General features: G+C 70.5%; 20 protein-coding genes. 4 read left to right on the top strand and 16 right to left on the bottom strand.

The window, feature by feature from the left end; all coding sequences use genetic code 11:
- Positions 1-66: 66 nt before the first annotated feature.
- The gene (locus tag H4W81_RS34900; RefSeq protein WP_192778692.1) at positions 67-711 is read right to left on the bottom strand and encodes a GNAT family N-acetyltransferase; all 645 of its coding nucleotides are present in this window, start codon (positions 709-711) and stop codon (positions 67-69) included.
- A 152-nt stretch (positions 712-863) separates the two neighbouring features.
- Positions 864-2,144 carry a pyridoxal phosphate-dependent aminotransferase gene (locus H4W81_RS34895; protein WP_192778691.1) on the bottom strand — a complete coding sequence of 427 codons (1,281 nt, stop codon included), beginning with the start codon at positions 2,142-2,144 and terminating at the stop codon, positions 864-866.
- An 80-nt stretch (positions 2,145-2,224) separates the two neighbouring features.
- On the opposite strand from H4W81_RS34895, the gene H4W81_RS34890 reads away from it, so the two are divergent.
- Both H4W81_RS34890 and H4W81_RS34885 read left to right on the top strand, forming a co-directional pair.
- A complete protein-coding gene (locus tag H4W81_RS34890; protein ID WP_192778690.1) occupies positions 2,225-3,160 on the top strand; it encodes a LysR family transcriptional regulator in 936 nt (311 codons plus the stop codon).
- A gap of 11 nt (positions 3,161-3,171) precedes the next feature.
- Complete coding sequence (locus H4W81_RS34885; protein ID WP_192778689.1) at positions 3,172-3,840, top strand: ribonuclease HII; 669 nt, start codon at positions 3,172-3,174, stop codon at positions 3,838-3,840.
- On the opposite strand, the gene H4W81_RS34880 is transcribed toward H4W81_RS34885, so the two are convergent.
- Both H4W81_RS34880 and H4W81_RS34875 read right to left on the bottom strand, forming a co-directional pair.
- On the bottom strand, positions 3,837-4,238 hold the full coding sequence (locus H4W81_RS34880) for a type II toxin-antitoxin system VapC family toxin (protein ID WP_318782191.1): 402 nt from the start codon (positions 4,236-4,238) through the stop codon (positions 3,837-3,839). The two genes, H4W81_RS34885 and H4W81_RS34880, sit on opposite strands and share 4 nt — an antisense overlap.
- A gap of 31 nt (positions 4,239-4,269) precedes the next feature.
- Entirely contained in the window at positions 4,270-4,524 is a 255-nt protein-coding gene (locus tag H4W81_RS34875) for an AbrB/MazE/SpoVT family DNA-binding domain-containing protein (protein ID WP_225958941.1), read from the bottom strand.
- Between the two features lie 67 nt (positions 4,525-4,591).
- On the opposite strand from H4W81_RS34875, the gene H4W81_RS34870 reads away from it, so the two are divergent.
- Positions 4,592-5,680 (top strand): LLM class flavin-dependent oxidoreductase, encoded by a 1,089-nt coding sequence (locus tag H4W81_RS34870; protein ID WP_192778688.1) that lies wholly within the window; start codon positions 4,592-4,594, stop codon positions 5,678-5,680.
- Here the strand turns inward: H4W81_RS34870 and H4W81_RS34865 are convergent.
- The 6 genes from H4W81_RS34865 to H4W81_RS34840 all read right to left on the bottom strand — a co-directional run bounded on the left by H4W81_RS34865 (position 5,649) and on the right by H4W81_RS34840 (position 10,716).
- A complete protein-coding gene (locus H4W81_RS34865) occupies positions 5,649-6,035 on the bottom strand; it encodes an SCO5389 family protein (protein ID WP_192778687.1) in 387 nt (128 codons plus the stop codon). The two genes, H4W81_RS34870 and H4W81_RS34865, sit on opposite strands and share 32 nt — an antisense overlap.
- 64 nt (positions 6,036-6,099) lie before the next feature.
- Positions 6,100-7,041 (bottom strand): ATP-binding protein, encoded by a 942-nt coding sequence (locus H4W81_RS34860; RefSeq protein WP_192778686.1) that lies wholly within the window; start codon positions 7,039-7,041, stop codon positions 6,100-6,102.
- A 517-nt stretch (positions 7,042-7,558) separates the two neighbouring features.
- Positions 7,559-7,996 (bottom strand): RrF2 family transcriptional regulator, encoded by a 438-nt coding sequence (locus tag H4W81_RS34855; protein ID WP_192778685.1) that lies wholly within the window; start codon positions 7,994-7,996, stop codon positions 7,559-7,561.
- Positions 7,996-8,850 (bottom strand): ABC transporter permease, encoded by an 855-nt coding sequence (locus tag H4W81_RS34850; protein WP_192778684.1) that lies wholly within the window; start codon positions 8,848-8,850, stop codon positions 7,996-7,998. Before H4W81_RS34850 ends, H4W81_RS34855 begins: the two co-directional genes overlap by 1 nt.
- Entirely contained in the window at positions 8,847-9,686 is an 840-nt protein-coding gene (locus tag H4W81_RS34845) for an ABC transporter ATP-binding protein (protein ID WP_192778683.1), read from the bottom strand. Before H4W81_RS34845 ends, H4W81_RS34850 begins: the two co-directional genes overlap by 4 nt.
- A 1-nt stretch (position 9,687) precedes the next feature.
- Complete coding sequence (locus H4W81_RS34840) at positions 9,688-10,716, bottom strand: ABC transporter substrate-binding protein (RefSeq protein WP_192778682.1); 1,029 nt, start codon at positions 10,714-10,716, stop codon at positions 9,688-9,690.
- 92 nt (positions 10,717-10,808) lie between these two features.
- Here H4W81_RS34840 and H4W81_RS34835 point away from each other — a divergent pair, with 92 nt between their 5' ends.
- The gene (locus H4W81_RS34835) at positions 10,809-11,546 is read left to right on the top strand and encodes an SAM-dependent methyltransferase (protein WP_192778681.1); all 738 of its coding nucleotides are present in this window, start codon (positions 10,809-10,811) and stop codon (positions 11,544-11,546) included.
- On the opposite strand, the gene H4W81_RS34830 is transcribed toward H4W81_RS34835, so the two are convergent.
- From H4W81_RS34830 to H4W81_RS34805, 6 genes are all read right to left on the bottom strand, one after another.
- Complete coding sequence (locus H4W81_RS34830; protein ID WP_192778680.1) at positions 11,523-12,887, bottom strand: LCP family protein; 1,365 nt, start codon at positions 12,885-12,887, stop codon at positions 11,523-11,525. The genes H4W81_RS34835 and H4W81_RS34830 overlap by 24 nt on opposite strands.
- 81 nt (positions 12,888-12,968) lie before the next feature.
- A complete protein-coding gene (locus tag H4W81_RS34825; RefSeq protein ID WP_192778679.1) occupies positions 12,969-13,868 on the bottom strand; it encodes an NAD-dependent epimerase/dehydratase family protein in 900 nt (299 codons plus the stop codon).
- Positions 13,865-15,343 (bottom strand): class I adenylate-forming enzyme family protein, encoded by a 1,479-nt coding sequence (locus H4W81_RS34820; RefSeq protein WP_192778678.1) that lies wholly within the window; start codon positions 15,341-15,343, stop codon positions 13,865-13,867. Before H4W81_RS34820 ends, H4W81_RS34825 begins: the two co-directional genes overlap by 4 nt.
- On the bottom strand, positions 15,340-16,464 hold the full coding sequence (locus H4W81_RS34815; RefSeq protein ID WP_192778677.1) for a cytochrome P450: 1,125 nt from the start codon (positions 16,462-16,464) through the stop codon (positions 15,340-15,342). Before H4W81_RS34815 ends, H4W81_RS34820 begins: the two co-directional genes overlap by 4 nt.
- A complete protein-coding gene (locus H4W81_RS34810; RefSeq protein WP_192778676.1) occupies positions 16,461-17,192 on the bottom strand; it encodes a glycosyltransferase in 732 nt (243 codons plus the stop codon). Before H4W81_RS34810 ends, H4W81_RS34815 begins: the two co-directional genes overlap by 4 nt.
- Positions 17,193-18,149 carry a 3-oxoacyl-ACP synthase III family protein gene (locus tag H4W81_RS34805; protein ID WP_192778675.1) on the bottom strand — a complete coding sequence of 319 codons (957 nt, stop codon included), beginning with the start codon at positions 18,147-18,149 and terminating at the stop codon, positions 17,193-17,195.
- Positions 18,150-18,188: the final 39 nt, after the last annotated feature.

The raw sequence follows: 18,188 nt of genomic DNA, 5'->3' as shown, positions 1-18,188 counted from the left end.
AACACCAGGCCCTGCCCGACGGTAGCGGGCAGGGCCTTCGTGTCCGGATTTTTCGTAGGAACGTGCTTAGGCGGCTTCGACGAGACCGAGTCTCTGAGCCATCCGTTCTCGAACCATCGGCCATTCCGAGCTCAGGATCGAGTAGTAGGCGGTATCTCGGACCGTGTCGTCGGCGCCTCGGCTGTCTGCCCGTCGCACACCGTCAAGGTGCGCGCCGAGAGCCTCGATCGCGGTCCGGGATCGCGTGTTGCGAACGTCTGCTTTGAGGGTGATGCGGTGGACGCCCCAGGTGTCGAAGGCCAGCGAGAGCATCAGGAACTTGCTCTCCCTGTTCACACCCGTGCCCTGCGCCGAAGCGGAGAGCCAGGTGTAGCCGATGTCGGCCACGGAAGGGACTTCGCCCACCGCGCCACGCGTGCCCGGAGGCCAGGGCATGGGGCCCTGCCAGTACTCCAGGTGCATGAGGCGGGTGGCACCGACGACGCGGTCGGTGTGGAGCCACCGGATGGCGAAAGGCATCGTCCGGCCTTCCGCCTGCTCAGCCAAAGCGGCCTCCACATAGGAGACCATCTCTTCCCGCCCATCGGGAACACGAGTGAAGGCATACGTGGAGCGGTCTTCACTCGCCGCGGCGACGAGGTCATCGACCGCCGCGAGGCTGAGAGGTTCCAGGCGCACGAGGCGCCCGGACAGGGTGACAAAAGCGGGCATGAGCACATGATGGGGCTTGCGCGCCCTACGAGATACCAGGACTCACGAGCGAACTTTTGCAGCTTTCTGCAATGATGCCGTTTGCCCAGGTCAACGGGCTGATCGTAGGGCCCTCCGAGCGGCCTGAGGGGCAAAGTTTGCCAAACCGATGCCTAGCCGTGCACCGGGGTTGGAAGCAGCGCCGCGCGCCGCGCTCGCCTGGGCGCGCTCCGCTGGGCCGAGAGGTCCTGCAGGCCCGTCGACAGGTGCTCCAGATTCGCCGCTATCCACGGCAGGGCGAGCGGGTCGGAGGAGGTCAGCGCGGCCAGCCGCTCCTCGGTGCGCTCGCCGTACATCAGGCTGGTCGCCACCCGCACCCTGGCCGCCGCGGGGTCGTCCCCGAAGGCCTGCCCGGGCAGGACGGCGATGCCGTGATCGTCGAGCAGCAGCTTGGTGACCTCGACGGAGCCTCCCGCCCGGAGGTAGCCGAGATCCGGGTACAGGTAGAAGCCACCCTGCGGCACAGGCACGCTGGCGCCGGCCGCCACGAAGGCCGCGTGGACGGCGTTGGCGACCACGCCGTGCAGGCGCCGGCTCTGCACGATGCGCTCGACCAGCTCGGTCGGCTCGGTGAAGGCGTAGGTGGCCGCCTCCTGGACGGGCGCGGCGGGCGCCGACCAGATCTCGCTGGCGATCGCGAGCATCTTGCCGAGCAGATCCTGGTTCGGCAGCCTGGCCACGCCGATGCGCCAGCCGCCGAGCGCGAGGCTCTTGCTCAGACCCGTGGTGATCACGGTTCGCTCCGGAGCCAGGTCCGCGGGCGACAGGAACGGCGTCTCGGCGTCGTGGACGAGGTCGCGGTAGATCTCGTCGGAGATGATCGTGAGGTCGAGCTCGCGGGCGACCTCGACCAGGCGGCCGATTGTCTGCGGCGTGGCGAGCCGTCCCGTGGGGTTGTCGGGCAGGGTCACGAGCACGGAGCGCACGGTTCTGCCCTGGGCGCGGGCGTGCAGCACGGCGGAGACGACGCGATCAGGGTCTGGCGCCCCTCCCTCGCCGGGGGGCGCGGGAACCATGATCGGCCTGGAGCCGACCAGGTCGGCCTGCGCGGCGTAGCTGACCCAGCTCGGCCTGGTCAGCACGATGTCGCCGCCGATGGCCAGCAGCAGACCGTACAGCAGTGACTTGCTGCCCGGCCCGCACACGACCAGCTCGGGATCGGTGATGAGCCCCCGTCGAGTCCAGTAGCCCGCCGCCGCCTTGCGCAACTCCGCGGCGCCCGCGACCGGCCCGTAGCCGTTTCGGTCGGAAGCGGCGACGAGCTTGTGGCGCAGCGCCGGGTGGACGGGCAGACCTGCCTCACCGAAGGCCAGGTGCAGCACGCGTTCCCCGGCGCGCCGTCTTCGTTCGATGTCTTCGTTGACAGCCAAGGTGGCCGACAGTGTCACGGTCATGTTTGTCACGTTCCCAGCGTGATTGGATGGATGGCATCAGCACAAGCGAGGCTTTTCGTGGGTAGGCATAAGGAAGTCCGATGCTCGATCTTCGCCGTCTCATCTTGATCTGCGAGTTCGCCCGCAGGGGGAGCATCGCCGCGGCGGCCGAGTCGCTGGGCTACAGCCCCTCGGCGGTTTCCCAGCAACTGGCCGCGCTCGAGCGCGAGACCGGCACCGCGCTGCTCGATCGCACCGCGCGCAGCGCCGAACTGACCGACGCGGGCCGCCGGCTGGTCGCCCACGCCGAGCGCATCCTCACGATGGTGGAGGAGGCCGAGTCCGACCTGTCCGCCCAGGCCGGCACCCCCACGGGGCGCATCGTGCTGACCGCCTTCCCCACGGCCGCCGTGGCCTTCGCGCCCGCGCTGGCGCGCTCCCTGCGCCGCCACACCGGGCTCACGCTGCGGCTCGGGCAGTCCCGGTCCGGCAGGGGCATGCGCGAGGTGCAGTCCGGCGAGGTCGACATCGCCCTCGTCGACGACTGGTACGGCAGGGCGCGCGACAGCGAGTCCCTCAGGGTCTTCCCGCTCCTGCACGACCCCCTCGTCCTCGTCGTGCCCCGCAAGCATCGCCTGGCCGCCGCCGATGTGCCCATCGACCTGCGCGAACTGCGCGACGAGCCCTGGATGGCCACGCCCGACGGCGAGCCGTCCCGCCTGGCCGTCGACCGGCTCTTCGCCGACGTCGGCGGCGCCAGGCCGACGCCCTGGGAGTTCGAGGGCCTCGGAACGATCCTCTCCCTCGTGGCCAAGGGCATCGGCATCGCCGCGGTGCCCGCGCTCGCGCTGGCGGCGGGGGTGCGCGGCATCGCCGTCCGCGAGTTCCCCGGCTCTCCCGTCGGACGCGACGTGCACGCCGTCGCCCGGGGCTCCAGCGTGCACCGTCCCTCGGTGTCGGTGACGCTGCGCGCCATCCACGTGGCCGCCCGCTATCTCGCCGCCGATCTGGAGCCCGTACGGCTGGCCCACCGGTAGCCTTCGGTGCCGTGGCACCCACGTACTCCATAGAGACGCTGCTGTCGGGACCGCGCGGGAAGATCGTCGCGGGCATCGACGAGGTCGGACGCGGCGCATGGGCGGGCCCCGTCACGGTCTGCGCGGTCGTGACCGACCTGTCGCCGCCGCCGGCCGGCCTGACCGACTCCAAGCAGCTGTCCGCCGGACGCCGGGCCGCGCTGGTGCCCCTTCTCGAGTCGTGGGCCCGCGGCATCGGCTACGGCGAGGCGTCGCACACCGAGATCGACGCGCTGGGGATGACCGAGGCGTTGCGCCGCGCCGCTCACCGGGCGCTCGAGGCGCTACCGGTGCGGCCCGACGTGGTAATCCTGGACGGGTCCCACGACTACATCGGCTCGCCGTGGCCGGTCCGGCTCGAGGTCAAGGGAGACCAGGCGTCGATCTCGGTGGCGGCGGCGTCGGTGCTGGCCAAGGAGCGACGCGACGCGTACATGGGGACGATCGGGTGCGAGGAGTACGGGTTCGGCGAGAACGCGGGGTATCCGTCGCCCGTGCACCAGGGCGCCTTGGCGACGCATGGGCCCACGGCGCACCATCGGCTGTCGTGGTCGTACCTGGATGACCTCCCGCAGTGGCGCCACCTCAAGATCCACCGAGACGCGGCGGTCGGCGAGGGCCAGATCTCCCTCTTCGGCTAGTTGGGACAGACCAGTTCGATGGTGGGGAAGTAGGTCCTGAAGCGCTGGACGTCGCGTGTGAGAAGTCGGTAGGACTCCACGGCCGCATGTGCGCCGATGTAGAAGTCGGGCAGAGGCGAACTCTTGATGCCGCCCCTTTCCTTGTACGTCAGATAGGCCTTCCCCGCGAGAAAAGCCGCCTCATAAGGAAGATCCACGCGCTCGATCTCCGTGTGTGGCAACGCGTCATCGAGATTCTCGACACGGTCGAAGCCAACCGACACTTCGGCATAGATGATCGGATTGATGATGACGCTGCCCTCCGTCTTGGCTTGGGCTATAGCGTCGTCGGACCAGTCTGCCCAGGTCGGATCCTCCATGAGGACGTCAAGAAGGACACAGGTATCTATCAGCGTCACTGGACGGGGTGACACTGAGGCGAGATGGGGTCTACTCGCCACGGAGAAGCTCCATCAGTTGATCGGTGCTCATCCGCCTCGTGGCTTTGCCTCGCATGTGACGCGTGAGCCGCTTTCCGCGGGATTCGGCGCCTCCCCTTCGGATGATCTGCAAGGAGTCGCCGACCTCCACTACATCAACCTCGTCTCCTTCATGAAGATCGTATTTCTCCCGGAGCGGCGCAGGGATGGTGACCTGTCCCTTGCTGTTGATCCGCATACTGCGATCACCGATTCTCGTGTTCATGTGTCACTTGTAATACCTCCAAACCATGCCCTGTCCCGACCTTCAAGAATCAGTCAGTATCGGTAAGGTGCGCATCGGGATATTTCTGATCGCTGCCCAGTTTCCGGGCATGCGCCCAGGTCAGGTGCTGCGGGACGCGGTCGAGGCGGTCGTGGCGGCGGAGGAGGCGGGGTTCGACGACGCGTGGATCGCCGAGCACCACTTCATGTCCTACGGCGTGTGCCCCTCGGCGATCACGATGGCCGCGATGGCGCTCGGGAGGACCTCGCGCATCCACCTCGGGACGGCCGTGAGTGTGCTGTCCACGCAGCACCCGGTGGCGCTGGCCGAGCAGGCGGCGATGCTGCACCACCTGTCGGGCGGACGGTTCACCTTGGGCGTCGGCAGGGGCGGCCCGTGGGTGGATCTGGAGGTGTTCGGCACCGGGCTGCCGAGGTTCGAGCGGGGGTTCGCCGAGTCCCTGGACGTGCTGTGCGCGGCGCTGGGCCGGGACCGGGTCTCGGCGGAGGGGGAGTTCTTCGCCTTCCGGGAGGTGGAGATGGTGCCGTCGGCGCGCCTGACGCCGGTGGTGGCGTGCACGTCGCAGGAGACGACCCGGCTGGCGGCCGAACGCGGCCTGCCGATGCTGCTCGGCATGCACATCGACGACGAGGAGAAGGCAGCCGCCATCGCCTCCTACGAGGCGACCCGCCACTCGACGCTCTCAGACGACGGCCCGGGCAAAGGCGGCGGCCCGGGCAAAGGCGACGGCCTGGGTGAAGGCGGCGGCCTGGGTGCAGGCGAGGGCGTCGCGCACGTGGCCGCGGCCGTCGGGTTCGTGGGGGACAGCACCGCGCGGGCCGTACGGGAGTTGAGAGAGGCGATGCCGAAGTGGCTGGAGCCTGGGCTCGCGGGGTACGTGCCGGTGGACGGGCACGCGCGGCCGGCGCGGGACGTCGGGAAGTACGTGGAGTTCCTGACGGAGGTACATCCCGTCGGCGACGCCGATCACTGCGTGGCGGCGATCGAGAGGACCAGGGAGGTCACCGGGATCGAGCACCTCATCCTGATGGTCGAGGGCGCGGGAGACATGGCCCGCACCCTCGAGAACATCAGGCGCCTGGGCGCCGAGGTGCTACCGAGGCTCAGCAGTCGACGAGCTCGGGACTCTGGTTGAGTATCTGCGCCCTCGGCGTGACGAACTCGCGCAGGGCCTCGGTGGCCGAGGGGTCGAACACCGCGACCCTGTGGCAGTTCTGGAAGGCCAGCCGTACCCCGAAGTGACGTTCGAGGGCGCCGCGCATCGAGTCGCTCGCCAGGCAGCGAAGGAGCTGGCCGCGGGCCTCCTCGTCGGGCGGCGGGGTGTGGTTGTCGGTGAACTCGGCTCCTGAGTGCTCACGCTGCTTGACCAGCTCGCTGATCATCGACCAGGCGTAGGGCAGGGAGTCGCGGACGCAGGCGACGAAGGCCGCGTCGTCGACGGGTCCTGCTTTGGCCTGTTCGAGTAGATCGTTCGGAACGGTCAGCGACATGCTGTCTCCTCTCAAAGGGGAACTACTTGACGCTAGGTGGGGAGTGGGGAGTGCTCCAGATGGCTTAAGGGCGACAGTCGAGTGACGCGGGGCCGTACACGAAGCCGGGGTCGATCTGGGCGGACAGGTCGAGCCCGGTGCGCTCGTTGGCCCACGCGCGGGCGTTGCGCAGGTGGAACTCCACCGCCTGGCGGCCGAAGCGGACCCAGTCCTTCTCGCCCGAGTCGACGGTCTTGACCAGCACCGACAGCGCCTCGGCGTTGGCGGGTTCCAGGTCGTCGAGGGTGAAGGGACGGCCCTGCTCCATGGCGCGCACGGCGGTGGAGTGCTCCATCCAGGTCAGCAGGTCGTCGCCGACGTGCTCGCGCAGGAACTCCACGTCGTCGGGCCCGTGGACCTTGTTGCCGACCACCGCGATGGGCACGTCGTAGTCGGCGGCGTACTCGCGGTACTGCCGGTAGACGCTCACCCCCTGCCTGGTCGGCTCGGCGACCAGGAACGTCAGGTCGAACCTGGTGAACAGGCCGGAGGCGAAGGAGTCGGCGCCCGCGGTCATGTCCACGACCACGTACTCGCCGTGCCCGTCGACCAGATGGTTGAGCAGCAGCTCCACCGCGCCGACCTTGGAGTGGTAGCAGGCCACACCCAGGTCGTCCTCGCTGAAGGGCCCGGTGGCCATGAGGCGCGGCCCCTCGGGTGTCTCCACCGTGTACGGCAGGTCGTCGAAGCGGAGGATGCGCGAGCCGCGTCCGGGCGGGGTCGTCTTGACCATGGCCTCGGCGCTGCCGATCAGGGGGTTGGAGCCGCGCAGCAGTTCCTTGATCTCGGTGAGATGGCCGCCGAGTGGCTCCGGCGCCTGGTCCAGGCCGAGCACCAGCGCCAGGTGCTGGTTGATGTCGGCGTCGACGGCGACCACCGGGTCACCCTGACTCGCCACGTACCTCGCGAACAGCGCGGACACCGTGGTCTTGCCGCTGCCGCCCTTGCCAACGAACGCCACTCTCACGTCGACGATCCCATCTGAGTATGAAAACCGTTTCCGGTCGAGCATGGCACAGCGGAAGGAGTCCGGCTGGGCGGATGGCCAAGGATTTTGCCGAAACCTTCGAAAGAACCCACCCTTAATCCGGCAAACCGGACACCAGCCTGAGGCTCGCCATCGCCCGAACGAGCACCTGCGCCGCCTGCCGATGCAGCAGCCCACCCGCTCCGAGGGTGATCCCTCCGCTCGGAGGGTGATCCGCCCGCTTGGGAGGTGATCCACCCGCACCGAAGGATCCGCCGGCGTCGGCCGAACCACTCACTCAGCCAGCCCACCGGATCAGGGTGCCCCTCTGCCCCCGAGTGGCGGTCGCCTCGGGAGGACCGGGTGGCGCGCCTCCGAAGGGCCCGTGCGAGTGCCCTGTCGCCCGTGAGCGGGCCGCGTCTGGCGGTCTCGCCTCCGAGCGCCCTGTCGCCCCGTAAGCCGCCCGCCGTCTCCGGTGGTCACCTCCGAGTGCCCTGTCGCCCGTGAGAGCGATGCGTTAGCCGTCCGTCCGTGCGGAGCCCTTCACCGGGGTTCTGTGCACGGGCGGCTGGACGGGGGAGCGGGGGGTGATGATCTGGGCGAAGGTGATCTCGGTGAGGAGGCGTTCCTCGTGTTCGCGTAGCGAGGTCCATACCTCGGCGAGCGGTTGCGCCACGCCCGGGTAGTCGCCGTGGTCCTGCCGTCCCTCGATCAGCAGGATCACGTCAGCCAGCGTGATCTCGTCGGCGGGTCTGGCCAGCCAGTAGCCGCCGTCAGGTCCCCGCTGGCTGCGGATGAGCCCGGCCCTGCGCAGCTGGAGCAGGATGTTGTCGAGGAACTTGCGGGGGATGCCCTGCGCCGTGGCGATCCGATCGGCGGGCACCGGCCCCGGTGGCGCCGCGGCCAGCTCGGTCAGCGCCCGCAGCGCGTACTGGGTTCGCGCGGACAGGTGCATCAGCCTGTCCGCAGGCCCCAGCGGCGGCGCAGGGCGTTGTCGCCGGTCTCGAAGAGAAGGTCGATGACGATGCCGATCGCCAGAACGACGATCATCGTGGCCAGCAGGCCCGCCGAGTCGGCCAGCTCCCGGGCGTAGTGGAGCTGCTCGCCGAGTGAGGGCTGGTTGGCGATGATGACCACGATCTCCCCGGCCATCAGCGACCGCCAGGCGAAGGCCCAGCCCTGCTTGAGCCCCGCGAGGAACGACGGCAGCGACGCGGGCAGGATCACGTGCAGGTAGAGCTGGATCCTGCGGAAGCCCAGCACGTGCCCGGCGCGCAGCAGCAGGGGCGGGGTGTAGTCGACGCCGGTGATCAGGCCGTTGGCGATGGAGGGCGCGGCGCCGAGGATGACCACGAAGAGGATGGCGCTCTCGCTCAGCTTGAACAGCAGGATCGCCAACGGGAACCAGGCGATCGACGGCATGGTCTGCAGGCCGGTGATGAGGGAGCCGAACGCGGCCCGCAGCACCTTGACCCTGGAGACGAGCGCGCCGACGACCAGTCCGATGAGCACGGCGGCGGCGAAGCCGGTGACCGCGCGGCGCATGGTCACGCCGACGGCCTGCCAGAACTCGGCGGTGCCGAGCCGCTCGAACAGGACGGGGAAGACCTCCGTGGGCCCGGCGAAGACCCACGGCTCCCAGAATCCCGCCCAGACCACGCCCTGCCATACGGCCAGCACGATGCCGGCGGCGAGGGTGATCGGCCACAGCCTGGCCCAGAGGCGGGCGGGCAGGTGACGGCGCCGCCGCTCCACGATCTCCAGGGCGTCGAGTCCGGCCAGCTGGGCCGCGTGCGTGTCGGTGCTCATGAACGCACTCCCGTCTGCCCGGAGGTCTCCGCGCGGTGAGCGACCGGCGGAAGGGAGGTCTGCGCGTGGTGGGCGGTCGGCGGGCGGGAGGTCTCCGCGTGGCGGGCGACCTCCTGTTTGAGCTGGTCGGTGATGCGGGCGGCCAGCGTCGCCACCTCGGCCGAGTCCGTACGGCGGGGCCGCGCCAACCGCACAGGGAACTCCTCGACGACCTTGCCCGGCCTGCTGCTCAGCAGGACGACGCGGTCGCCGAGCCGGACGGCCTCGCGGACGTTGTGGGTGACGAACAGGACCGAGAGCTCCCGCTCCCGCCAGATCCGCTCCAGCTCGTCGTGCAGCAGGTCGCGGGTCATGGCGTCGAGCGCGCCGAACGGCTCGTCCATGAGCAGCACGTCGGCGTCCTGGGCCAGCGACCTGGCCAGGGCGACGCGCTGCCGCATGCCGCCCGACAGCTCGTGCGGGCGCTTCTTCCCGAAGCCGCCCAGGTGGACCATCTCCAGGAACTGCTCGGCCCTGGCCCGGCGCTCGCGCCTGGGCAGCTCCCGCATGGCCATCTCCACGTTGGCCGAGACGGTGAGCCAGGGGAACAGCGCGGGTTCCTGGAACATCATCGCGACCCTGCGCCCGGTGGTGGTGATCTGTCCTGCCGTCGGCCGGTCGAGCCCCGCCACGAGCGAGAGCAGCGTGCTCTTGCCGCACCCCGAGGCGCCGAGGAGGCAGACGAACTCGCCGGGGGCGACGCTCAGCCCGACCCTGTCGAGCGCGAGCAGGTCGCCGTAGCGCTTGGAGACCGCTTCGAGTCGTACCGCGATCTGGTGGTCCAGCTGCACGGTCATGTCACTTGTCCTTGATCGACTGCTGGCCCTTGGCGGCAAGGACCTCGTTGAGGATCTTCAGGTCGTAGATGCCGTTCAGGTCGACGGGCTTGAGCAGCCCGACCTTCACGGCGTGGTCCGCGCTGCCGGTCAGCGAGGAGGCGATCGGGTCGTTGGTGAAGGTGATGTTCTTGAACGCGCCGGCCAGCACCTCGGGCTTGAGCGGCTTGCCGGTCAGCTTCTCGACGGAGGCGTTGACGACCTTCGCGGCGGCGTCGGGATCAGCGTTGATCTCCTGGGTGGACTGCACGTGCGCCTCGACGAGCTTCTTGAGCAGGTCGGGGTTGGCCTTGGCCCACTCCTGGCGGACGATCAGGTGGGTGATCACGAACTCCTTGCCGGGCCAGAGCTCGCGCTCGTCCTGAAGGATCTTGCCCTGGCTCTCGATCACCAGGCGGCTGGCGAACGGCTCGGGCACCCACGCGCCGTCGATGTCGCCGGTGGCGAAGGTCTGGAGGGTCTGGGAGTTCTCCTGTGGGACGATGCTGACCTCGCCGCCGCCCTTGGTGTCGGTCTTGATGCCCTTCTCCAGCAGCCAGTGCCGCAGGGCCACGTCCTGGGTGTTGCCGAGCTGCGGGGTGGCGATCTTCTTGCCCTTGAGGTCCTCGACGGAGTCGATTCCGGGCTTGACCACGAGGAAGACGCCGCCGGAGGCCGCGCCCGCGACGATGTTGATCGCCTTGCCCTTGGATTTCTCCCAGGCGTTGATGGCCGGGTTCGGGCCGATGTAGGTGGCGTCGACGGCGCCTGAGAAGACCGCCTCGATGGCGGCGGGCCCCGCGTTGAAGGTGCTGGTCTTCAGCGGGACGCCCAGCGACTTGGCGTACAGGCCCTTCTCGATGCCGTAGAGCGCGGTGGCGTGCGTGATGTTGGGGAAGTAGCCCAGGCGCACCTGCCTGCTCTCGGCTGAGGGCGTGCCCGGGGAGGACCCGCAGGCCGCCGCGAGCGTGGTCAGAGCCAGGACGGCGGCAGCGGCGGCAAGCCTCTTCATCGCTTCTCCCTATTTCCTACTTAATAAGTCGGCTATGTGTACATGAAAACCGCTTGGCTCGAGCTCGTCAAGTCCGCGTATGGTGATCGGCCATGGACCGCCAGCTGATCAGCCACCTCGCCCATGCCGACCACCCGATCGCCGCGCCGATCAGCGAAGAGCACCTCGACCGGCTGCTGCGCAGGGTGAAGCCGCCTGAGGGCGCGCGCATTCTCGACCTGGGCTGTGGCGCCGGCTTCTGGCTGATCAGGCTGCTGGAGCTGTACGGCGGCGCCACCGCCGACGGCGTCGACATCTCCCAGCCCGCTCTCGACGCCGCGCGGGCCGCCGCCACCGAGAAGGGCGTGTCCGAGCGGCTCGGGCTGCACCTGGTGTCCGCGACCGACTTCAGCGCCGCCGAGCCGTACGACCTGGTGCTCTGTGTGGGCTCCACGCACGCCTTCGGCGGGCTGACGCCGACGCTGGAGCAGATGAAGTCGTTCCTCAGGCCCGGCGGGCTCGCGCTCGTCGGCGAGGGGTTCTACGAGAGGGAGCCGAGCGACGAGCTGCGCGCCGACGTCGGCGAATACGAGGACCTGGCGCGGACCGTGGCGAGGGCCGAGTCCTCCGGGTTCCGCACGATCCACGCCCATACCAGCGAGCCGGGCGAGTGGGACGAGTACGAGTGGTCGTGGACGGGCTCGCTGCTGCGCTGGGCGCTGGCCCACCCGGGACCCGACGGCGACCAGGCCAGGGCCGCGGCGCTGGAGCACCGCGGCCTGTGGCTGAACGGCTACCGGGGCGTGCTCGGGTTCGTCACCCTGCTGCTAGCCGCAGACGTCGTCGAGTGAGATCGCGTCTCCCGCGTTGGGGGTGGAGCTGGGCGTGGCGGAGGCCGGTTTCGCGACCTTCGGCCGGTCCTTCAGCGCGTCCGCGACCGTCTCCCTGATCAGATCCCAGTCAGGATAAGCCGTGCTGATCAGCGGCGGCACGAACTGCACACTCCTGATGTGGGTGCGCTTCACCTTCTGCCCGAGATCCATCAGGGCGGGTAGCAGGTCCTGGGGGAAGTCGGTGGAGATCGCCCGCTTGGTGGCGCCGGCGAGACGTTCGAAGCTGTTGAGCAGCGTCACCGGGTCGGCCTGCTGGGCGACGGCGTTGAGCAGGCACTTCTGGCGGCCCATGCGGACGTAGTCGTCGCTGTTGGTGCGCGAGCGGCCGTACCAGAGCGCGTCCTCGCCCGACAGCCTGCGGGTGCCCGCGGGCAGGACGCCCTCGCTGTGCCTGCCGTAGGTGATGGGCTCGCGGATGGTGACCTTCACCCCGCCCATGGCGTCGATGATCTCGGCGAAGCCTGCCATGTCGACCATGGCGTAGTAGTCGACGGGGATGCCGAGGATGCCGCTGATCGTCTCCTTGAGCAGCGTGGGACCGCGATGGCCCGACCGCACGCCCGGCACCACCTCGGGGTGGTTCTCGGCGTACTGGTAGACCTCGTTGAGCAGCCCGGGGGTACGCGGGCCCTCGCCGGTGAACCCGTAGGGGAAGCGGTCGCGGGCGGGGCCCTTGGGCATGGGGGCCTGCTCCAGGTTGCGCGGCAGGCCGAACAGTGTGGTCCGCCCCGTGACGGTGTCGATGCTGGCAACTGTCATGCTGTCGGTCCGCACGCCGATCCTGTTCGCCGCCGCGTCGGCGCCGACCAGCAGGATGTTGAGGCGTGTCGCGCCACTCCACGGGTCCATGGAGACCACGGGCGTCGAGGTGGTGGCGGAGAAGACGCTGCTCACCACGTCATGGGAGACGTACGCCAGGCGAGTGGCCCACGCGCTCGGCGCGATGATCATCAGGCAGAGCAGTCCCGCGGTGGCGGCGGCCGGGTTGCGGCCCGAGGCGGCCGGCCGTACGAGCCAGAAGGACCAGAGGATCACCACGGACCAGATGACGGCGATCGCGGCGATGGCGATGGTCAGCGCCATCAGCCACGAGGGGCGTACGGCCAGCGAGAGCAGCTGCCCCCTGAACGCCGTCGCCAGCGTGACGATGACCGCGACGAGCACCAGATAGACGGTCATGAGCGCGAAACCGGTGCGCTGCCGGCCCGTGGCGATGTGCGCCACCCCCCACAACAGCGCCGAGCCGATCGTCAATCCCACGCTCTCGCCGGTACCGAAGTCGCGCTCTTTGCCAGCCATCCACATCCATCACAGGTTAGTAACGGTTTCAGGATCAACGAGCCAAGCTAAGCCTCGCGGCTCGGCAAAATCCCGCATGCGTCACCAGGAGGCGGCGCCCTCGAACGACGTGGGAGCGGGGTCGTAGCCGAGTTCTCTCCTCGCCCTGGTGATGTCGAGCGTGCGCTCCACGGCCAGGTGCCCGACCGCGTACCTGGTCAGCCGAGGTGCGCGGCCGGTGATCAGGGCGGCGGTCTCGGCGAAGGCGGCCATGCGCATGGCGAGCCCCTGACAGAGGTAGACGGGTTCGGCGTCGATGTCGCGTTCGCGAAGGAATGCGCGCAGCGCCGAGTCCAGGGTGACGGGATGGCTGTCGGTCACGTTGTAGACGCCGAGCCGGCCGGTCGTGGCCAGCAGGCAGGCTCGTGCCAGGTTGTCGACCGAGGTGAGGCTGAGCCTGGTCGCGCCGCTGCCCACCGCGAGGAGCCGGCCGGCCCTGATCGAGCGCAGGAGGCGGGGCAGCAGGGTGGTTTCGCCGGCGCCGTAGATCGCGTGCGGGCGCAGGATCACCGCCTCACCCCTGACGGCGTGCTCGGCGGTGGCCTTGGCGGCGCCGTAGGCGTTGGCGTAGCGCCTGACGGGGGCCTCGCTCTCGGTGGCCATGACGGTGGGGCGGAAGGGGTCGTAGACGCTGGCCGTACTGACGTGGACGAACCGGGCGCCGGGGAAGGCGGCCCTGGCGTTGCGGGTGCCCGTCACGTTGGCCTGCCAGATCTCGCGCGGCGGGCCCCAGTCCGTGACGCTGCCCGCGCAGTGGATCACCGCGTCGACCCGCTCTCTCGGCGGCTCGTCGTGGACGAGGTCCCACGAGGCGTACGGCACGCCGCCCAGATCCGCGTGGGGCCGCCGGCCGAAGGCGAGCACCTCCCAGCCTCTCGCGGCCGCCGCCCGGCACACCGCGCCGCCCACGAAGCCGGAGGCGCCGGTGACCGCGATCCTCATCGGGCCACCATGGTCCTGATCGCCGCCCGGTCGAGCTTGTCGCTGCGCCCCTTGCGGGGCAGCTCGGGGAGCGTCACCACGCGGTCGGGGAGCGCGGCGGCGTCCACGAGCTCCGGCAGGGCCCTGCGCAGCGACCTCTCGTCGTAGCCCGTCGTCGTGGTGAGCGCGAGGACGACCTCCTCGTCGCCCGTCTCCTGGTCGGGCAGCCCGACGATGGCCGCTTCATGCACGCCGGGAAGGGCGGCGATGGCCGGTTCGTACAGGCCGGGATAGATGTTCACGCCATCCCTGAGGATCATGTCCTTCTTCCTGCCGAGCAGGACGAGGCGGCCCTCGCCGTCGAGCCTGACGAGGTCGCCGGTGGGCAGCTCGGTGAGGGGTTCGTGGCCGAGGTAGCCGCGGGCGAGGTGCGGGCCCCCGACGAAGAGCTCGCCGTCGTCGGCGACGCGGACGCCCACCCCCGGCAGCGGCGCGCCGAGCAGGTCGCCCTCGGTGGTGGCGAGCTTCTCCTCGGCGGTGGCGATCGCGATCGGCAGCGCCTCGGTCATCGCGTAGACCGACAGCACCCGGGCCCGGGGCGCGGCCGCCATGGCCTTCCTCAGGACGGCTGGCGGCGCGGGGGCGGCGCCGAGAAGCAGGCAGCGGAGCGTGTCGGGAAGAGCCGGGGTGCGCGAGAGCAGTTCGTGCAGTTGCACCGGGACCGAGAAGGCGTGGGTGGCCCGGCGCGCGGCCAGCTCCTCGGCGTAGTCGCCGCGGCCCCGCATCGACCAGGTGGCGCCCGCGATCAGCGCGGGCAGGCCGAGGATGAACTGGTCGGTGTGCACCACGTCCTCGGGGCCGAGCGAGACGGCCGTGCTGAACAGCCGCAGCCCCTCCGACAGCGACCGCCTGGTGTGGACGACGCCCTTCGGCTGCTCGGTGGTCCCGGAGGTGAAGGCCACCACGGCCGCGTGGTCGTGGACGCGGGGCATGGCCTGGACGGCCGGCAGCCCGCCGAGCCGCAGCGCGCCCCTGGGCACGCCCGGCAGCCACCGGCCGGTGTAGAGGTGGCGGGCGTGCGGGAACGGGTCGCGCAGGGCGGGCAGCGACAGCCCCCTGCGCCTGGCCAGCCCCTTCAGCGGGCCGCTGAGCAGGTAGAGGAGCGATTCGCTGAGCACCCAGCGGGGCCTGGTCAGCGCCATGCGCCCGGCGAAGACCTCGGGGGCGAGCCCTGGATCGGCCAGCACGAGGGTCCCTCCGGCCGCCACCGCGCCGAGCGCCATGGCGACCGCGTCCGGGCCTGGCCGGACGGCGAAGAGCACCCCGAACTCGAGGTCGCCCGAGCCGGCCGCCTCGGAGGAGAGGGCGTGGGCGATGGTGAGGACCCGCTCGCGGAGCGTCCCGTACGAGACGGGCGTGCCGTCGGGTGCGATCAGGGCGGTCCTGGAGGGGGTGGCCGAGGCGACGTCCAGGACGCCGGAGACGATGTCGATCATGCGGCTCTGATCCAGAGGTGCTCGTAGGTGGGGATGAGGACGCCTCTGGCCGCGCGCCGTCCCACGATGCGCAGATCGTGCCGGAGCAGCACGGCGGCGACGGCGCGGATCTCGGCGAGCGCGAGCGGGTAGCCCAGGCAGAAGTGCGCGCCCGCGCCGAACCACAGCCTGCGCAGCTCAGGCGGGTGCCGCCGCGAGAGGTCGAAGGGGCCGTAGGCGCGGGCGCAGTTGTGGGTGGCGATGAGCACGCGGTCGCCCGGCCGTACCGGTGTGGCGGCCACGTGGGCGGGCTCGGCGACCGAGCGGAGCATCACGGGGGTGGGCGTGGTCACCCGCATGGCCTCCTCGATCGCGACATCGAGGTCGAACCCGTCGCCCGCGCCGTGGTCGTGGAGGAGGGCGACGAGGCGGGGGACGAACGTGGCGACGGTCTCGGTGCCAGTGAGGAAGAAGGCTCCGGCGGCGCCCCTGGCCTCGGCCTCGGACAGGCCCAGCGCGCGCATGCGGCCCATGACCGTGGACGGGTCCTCGGCGCGGTAGGCGGTCGAGGCGATGTCGCCGATCCCGTCCAGGACCTCGCGGGCGACCGCGACCTGGCGGGTGCTGAGCCGTCTCGTGCGGAGCGACACCATCGAGGCGACCCGCTCCCCGTCGGCGAACAGGGCCAGGGCGCGCTCTGCCGAGACCTCGCCCAGCCCGATCACCCTGCAGATCACCGCCCCCGCCATCAGCCGCATCGCGTGGACCAGGTCGACGCTCTCGCCCCGCTCCAGCCGTGCGGACAGGTCCTTGAGCGGCTGCGCGAGCACGTCGGACACCAGCGCCGACACCGACGAGGGCGTGAACAGCGGAGCGAGCTTGGCGCGCAGCGCGGCGTGCGCGGCGCCCTCCATGTTGAGCAGCACGGACGGCCCGAGCACGGGTGTCCACAGGTCGCCGGGCGAGCCGGGGCCGTCCTTGCGGAAGCGGGGGTCCATGAGCACGCGGCGCGCGGTGGCGGCGTCGTTGACCACCACGCCGACGCCGGGCACGCGCACGACGGGCCCGAGGCGCGCCAGGAGGCGGATCAACGGGTAGGCGAAGGGGTGGGCCGCCAGGTAGAGCCTGGTCTCTTCGGTCATCGGATGTCGATCACCTCGGGTTCGTAGTGATGGTCGATGTACCAGGCGAGGGTGCGGACCAGGCCGTAGGCGCGCAGGCGGCGGACCGAGCCGAACACCACGACGTCGCGGCGGGAGCCGTACGCGCCGGTGATCCGGCGGACCCTGTTGACCAGCACGCGGTCCTCGTGCGCCTCCTCGATCGCGGTGCGGGGGAAGCCTCCCGCGCGCTCGTAGAGGTCCGCGGTGATGGCGAGGGTGGCCCCCGGCATCATGACGTAGGGTCCCCGGTACTCGGGCGCGCGGTTGCTCGGCCTGGCCTTGCCGAAGAACGCGGCGATCTCGACCACCGCCGGGATGAGGCGCCGCTCCCACAGCTTGAGCGGGAACTCGTCGGTCCTCGCCCGCAGCTTGCCGCCGACGAGCTCCAGTCCGTCGGCGAAGGCGCGGCGGATGTTGGCGGTCCAGTCGGCGCGCGGCAGGCAGTCGGCGTCGGTCCTGGCCAGGTGGGTCGCGCCGTGGGCGATCGCGTGACGCATGCCGGTGTCGGACGCGGCGCCCGTGCCCTTGCGCGGCTCGTGGATCACCTCGACGCCGAAGCCCCTGGCGACCTCGGCGGTGCCGTCGGTGCTGGCGTTGTCCACGACGAGCACGGTGAAGTCGCGGTCGCGCTGTGCCTCGAGGGCGCGCAGCGTCGCCCCGATGCCCGCCGCCTCGTTGTAGGCGGGCACGATCACCCAGAGCTTCATCTACATCTCCGCCAGCATGACGCCCATGCTGATGCCCCCGCCGAGGCCGAGCAGCGCGACCCTGTCGCCCGGAGCCCAGCCGCCGAGCTGGAGCTGCAGCGGGAGCGTCGCCGACGCGCAGTTGCCGTGCCCGGGCAGCGTGACGACCAGCCGGTCCTCCGGGATGCCCAGCGTGTCGGCCAGGAAGCGCAGGTACGGCAGCGCCACCTGGTGCACCGCCACGATCGCGAAGTCGTCCCAGGTCAGGCCGGTGCGCTTCAGCGCGTTGAAGAAGAGGTCGGGCCCCACCTGCTCGAACGCCTCCTTCAGACGGCGGCCGTCGCCGCGGAAGTAGGAGTACTCGGGATCTCGCGGATGCGCCGAGCCGCCACCTGGAAGGGTGCCGACCGCCCACGCCGTACTTCGCGCCGAAAAATCGCGATAGAAGATGCCGCGCTGCCGGTCCGCGGCGACCAGCACCGCCGCGCCCGCGTCGGAGAGCGTGTAGCCCGCGAAGGAGTCCACGAACTGCTCACGGTTCCTGACCTGCCACCTGATCGCCCTGGACGGCATCTCGCCCGTGCACACCAGCACCCGGCGGTGGGCGCCCATGCGGATCAGCGCCTCGGCCACCTGGATCCCGTTGAGCAGGCTGTTGCAGGCGTTCTTCACGTCGAACACCGGGCACGACAGGCCCAGCTTGGCCGCCACGATGTGGGCGGTGGCGGGCTCCACCATGTCCTGTGAGGCCGAGGCGAAGATGAGCAGGTCGACGTCGGTGTCGAGACGCCTGGCGGCCTCGGCGGCCAGGTCGGAGGCCTGCTGGTCGTCGGCGGCCACGTGGCGGGTGGCGATGCCCGTCAGCCGCTCGATGATCCCTCTGGGCGCCCTGAACCCCTCGATCCGCTCCTCGACCTCCGCGCTGCTCCGCGTATGGCCGGGGAGATATGTCGCTATGTCCACTATGCGCGCCTTCACACGGAGCACCGTAGCCACCCGGGCTTGCAGAACGGTTGC

This window comes from Nonomuraea africana (genome assembly GCF_014873535.1).
In the GTDB taxonomy this organism is placed as follows: Bacteria; Actinomycetota; Actinomycetes; order Streptosporangiales; family Streptosporangiaceae; genus Nonomuraea; species Nonomuraea africana.
Note: the sequence above shows the minus strand (reverse complement) of the source record. Positions and strands in the feature narration are given on the sequence as shown.

Coding starts and splice junctions, on each gene's coding strand:
- H4W81_RS34900 (WP_192778692.1), bottom strand. CDS start 711: ATGCCCGCTTTTGTCACCCTGTCCGGGCGCCTCGTGCGCCTGGAACCT.
- H4W81_RS34895 (WP_192778691.1), bottom strand. CDS start 2,144: ATGACCGTGACACTGTCGGCCACCTTGGCTGTCAACGAAGACATCGAA.
- H4W81_RS34890 (WP_192778690.1), top strand. CDS start 2,225: ATGCTCGATCTTCGCCGTCTCATCTTGATCTGCGAGTTCGCCCGCAGG.
- H4W81_RS34875 (WP_225958941.1), bottom strand. CDS start 4,524: ATGAACACGAGAATCGGTGATCGCAGTATGCGGATCAACAGCAAGGGA.
- H4W81_RS34865 (WP_192778687.1), bottom strand. CDS start 6,035: ATGTCGCTGACCGTTCCGAACGATCTACTCGAACAGGCCAAAGCAGGA.
- H4W81_RS34855 (WP_192778685.1), bottom strand. CDS start 7,996: ATGCACCTGTCCGCGCGAACCCAGTACGCGCTGCGGGCGCTGACCGAG.
- H4W81_RS34850 (WP_192778684.1), bottom strand. CDS start 8,850: ATGAGCACCGACACGCACGCGGCCCAGCTGGCCGGACTCGACGCCCTG.
- H4W81_RS34845 (WP_192778683.1), bottom strand. CDS start 9,686: ATGACCGTGCAGCTGGACCACCAGATCGCGGTACGACTCGAAGCGGTC.
- H4W81_RS34840 (WP_192778682.1), bottom strand. CDS start 10,716: ATGAAGAGGCTTGCCGCCGCTGCCGCCGTCCTGGCTCTGACCACGCTC.
- H4W81_RS34835 (WP_192778681.1), top strand. CDS start 10,809: ATGGACCGCCAGCTGATCAGCCACCTCGCCCATGCCGACCACCCGATC.
- H4W81_RS34830 (WP_192778680.1), bottom strand. CDS start 12,887: ATGGCTGGCAAAGAGCGCGACTTCGGTACCGGCGAGAGCGTGGGATTG.
- H4W81_RS34825 (WP_192778679.1), bottom strand. CDS start 13,868: ATGAGGATCGCGGTCACCGGCGCCTCCGGCTTCGTGGGCGGCGCGGTG.
- H4W81_RS34820 (WP_192778678.1), bottom strand. CDS start 15,343: ATGATCGACATCGTCTCCGGCGTCCTGGACGTCGCCTCGGCCACCCCC.
- H4W81_RS34815 (WP_192778677.1), bottom strand. CDS start 16,464: ATGACCGAAGAGACCAGGCTCTACCTGGCGGCCCACCCCTTCGCCTAC.
- H4W81_RS34810 (WP_192778676.1), bottom strand. CDS start 17,192: ATGAAGCTCTGGGTGATCGTGCCCGCCTACAACGAGGCGGCGGGCATC.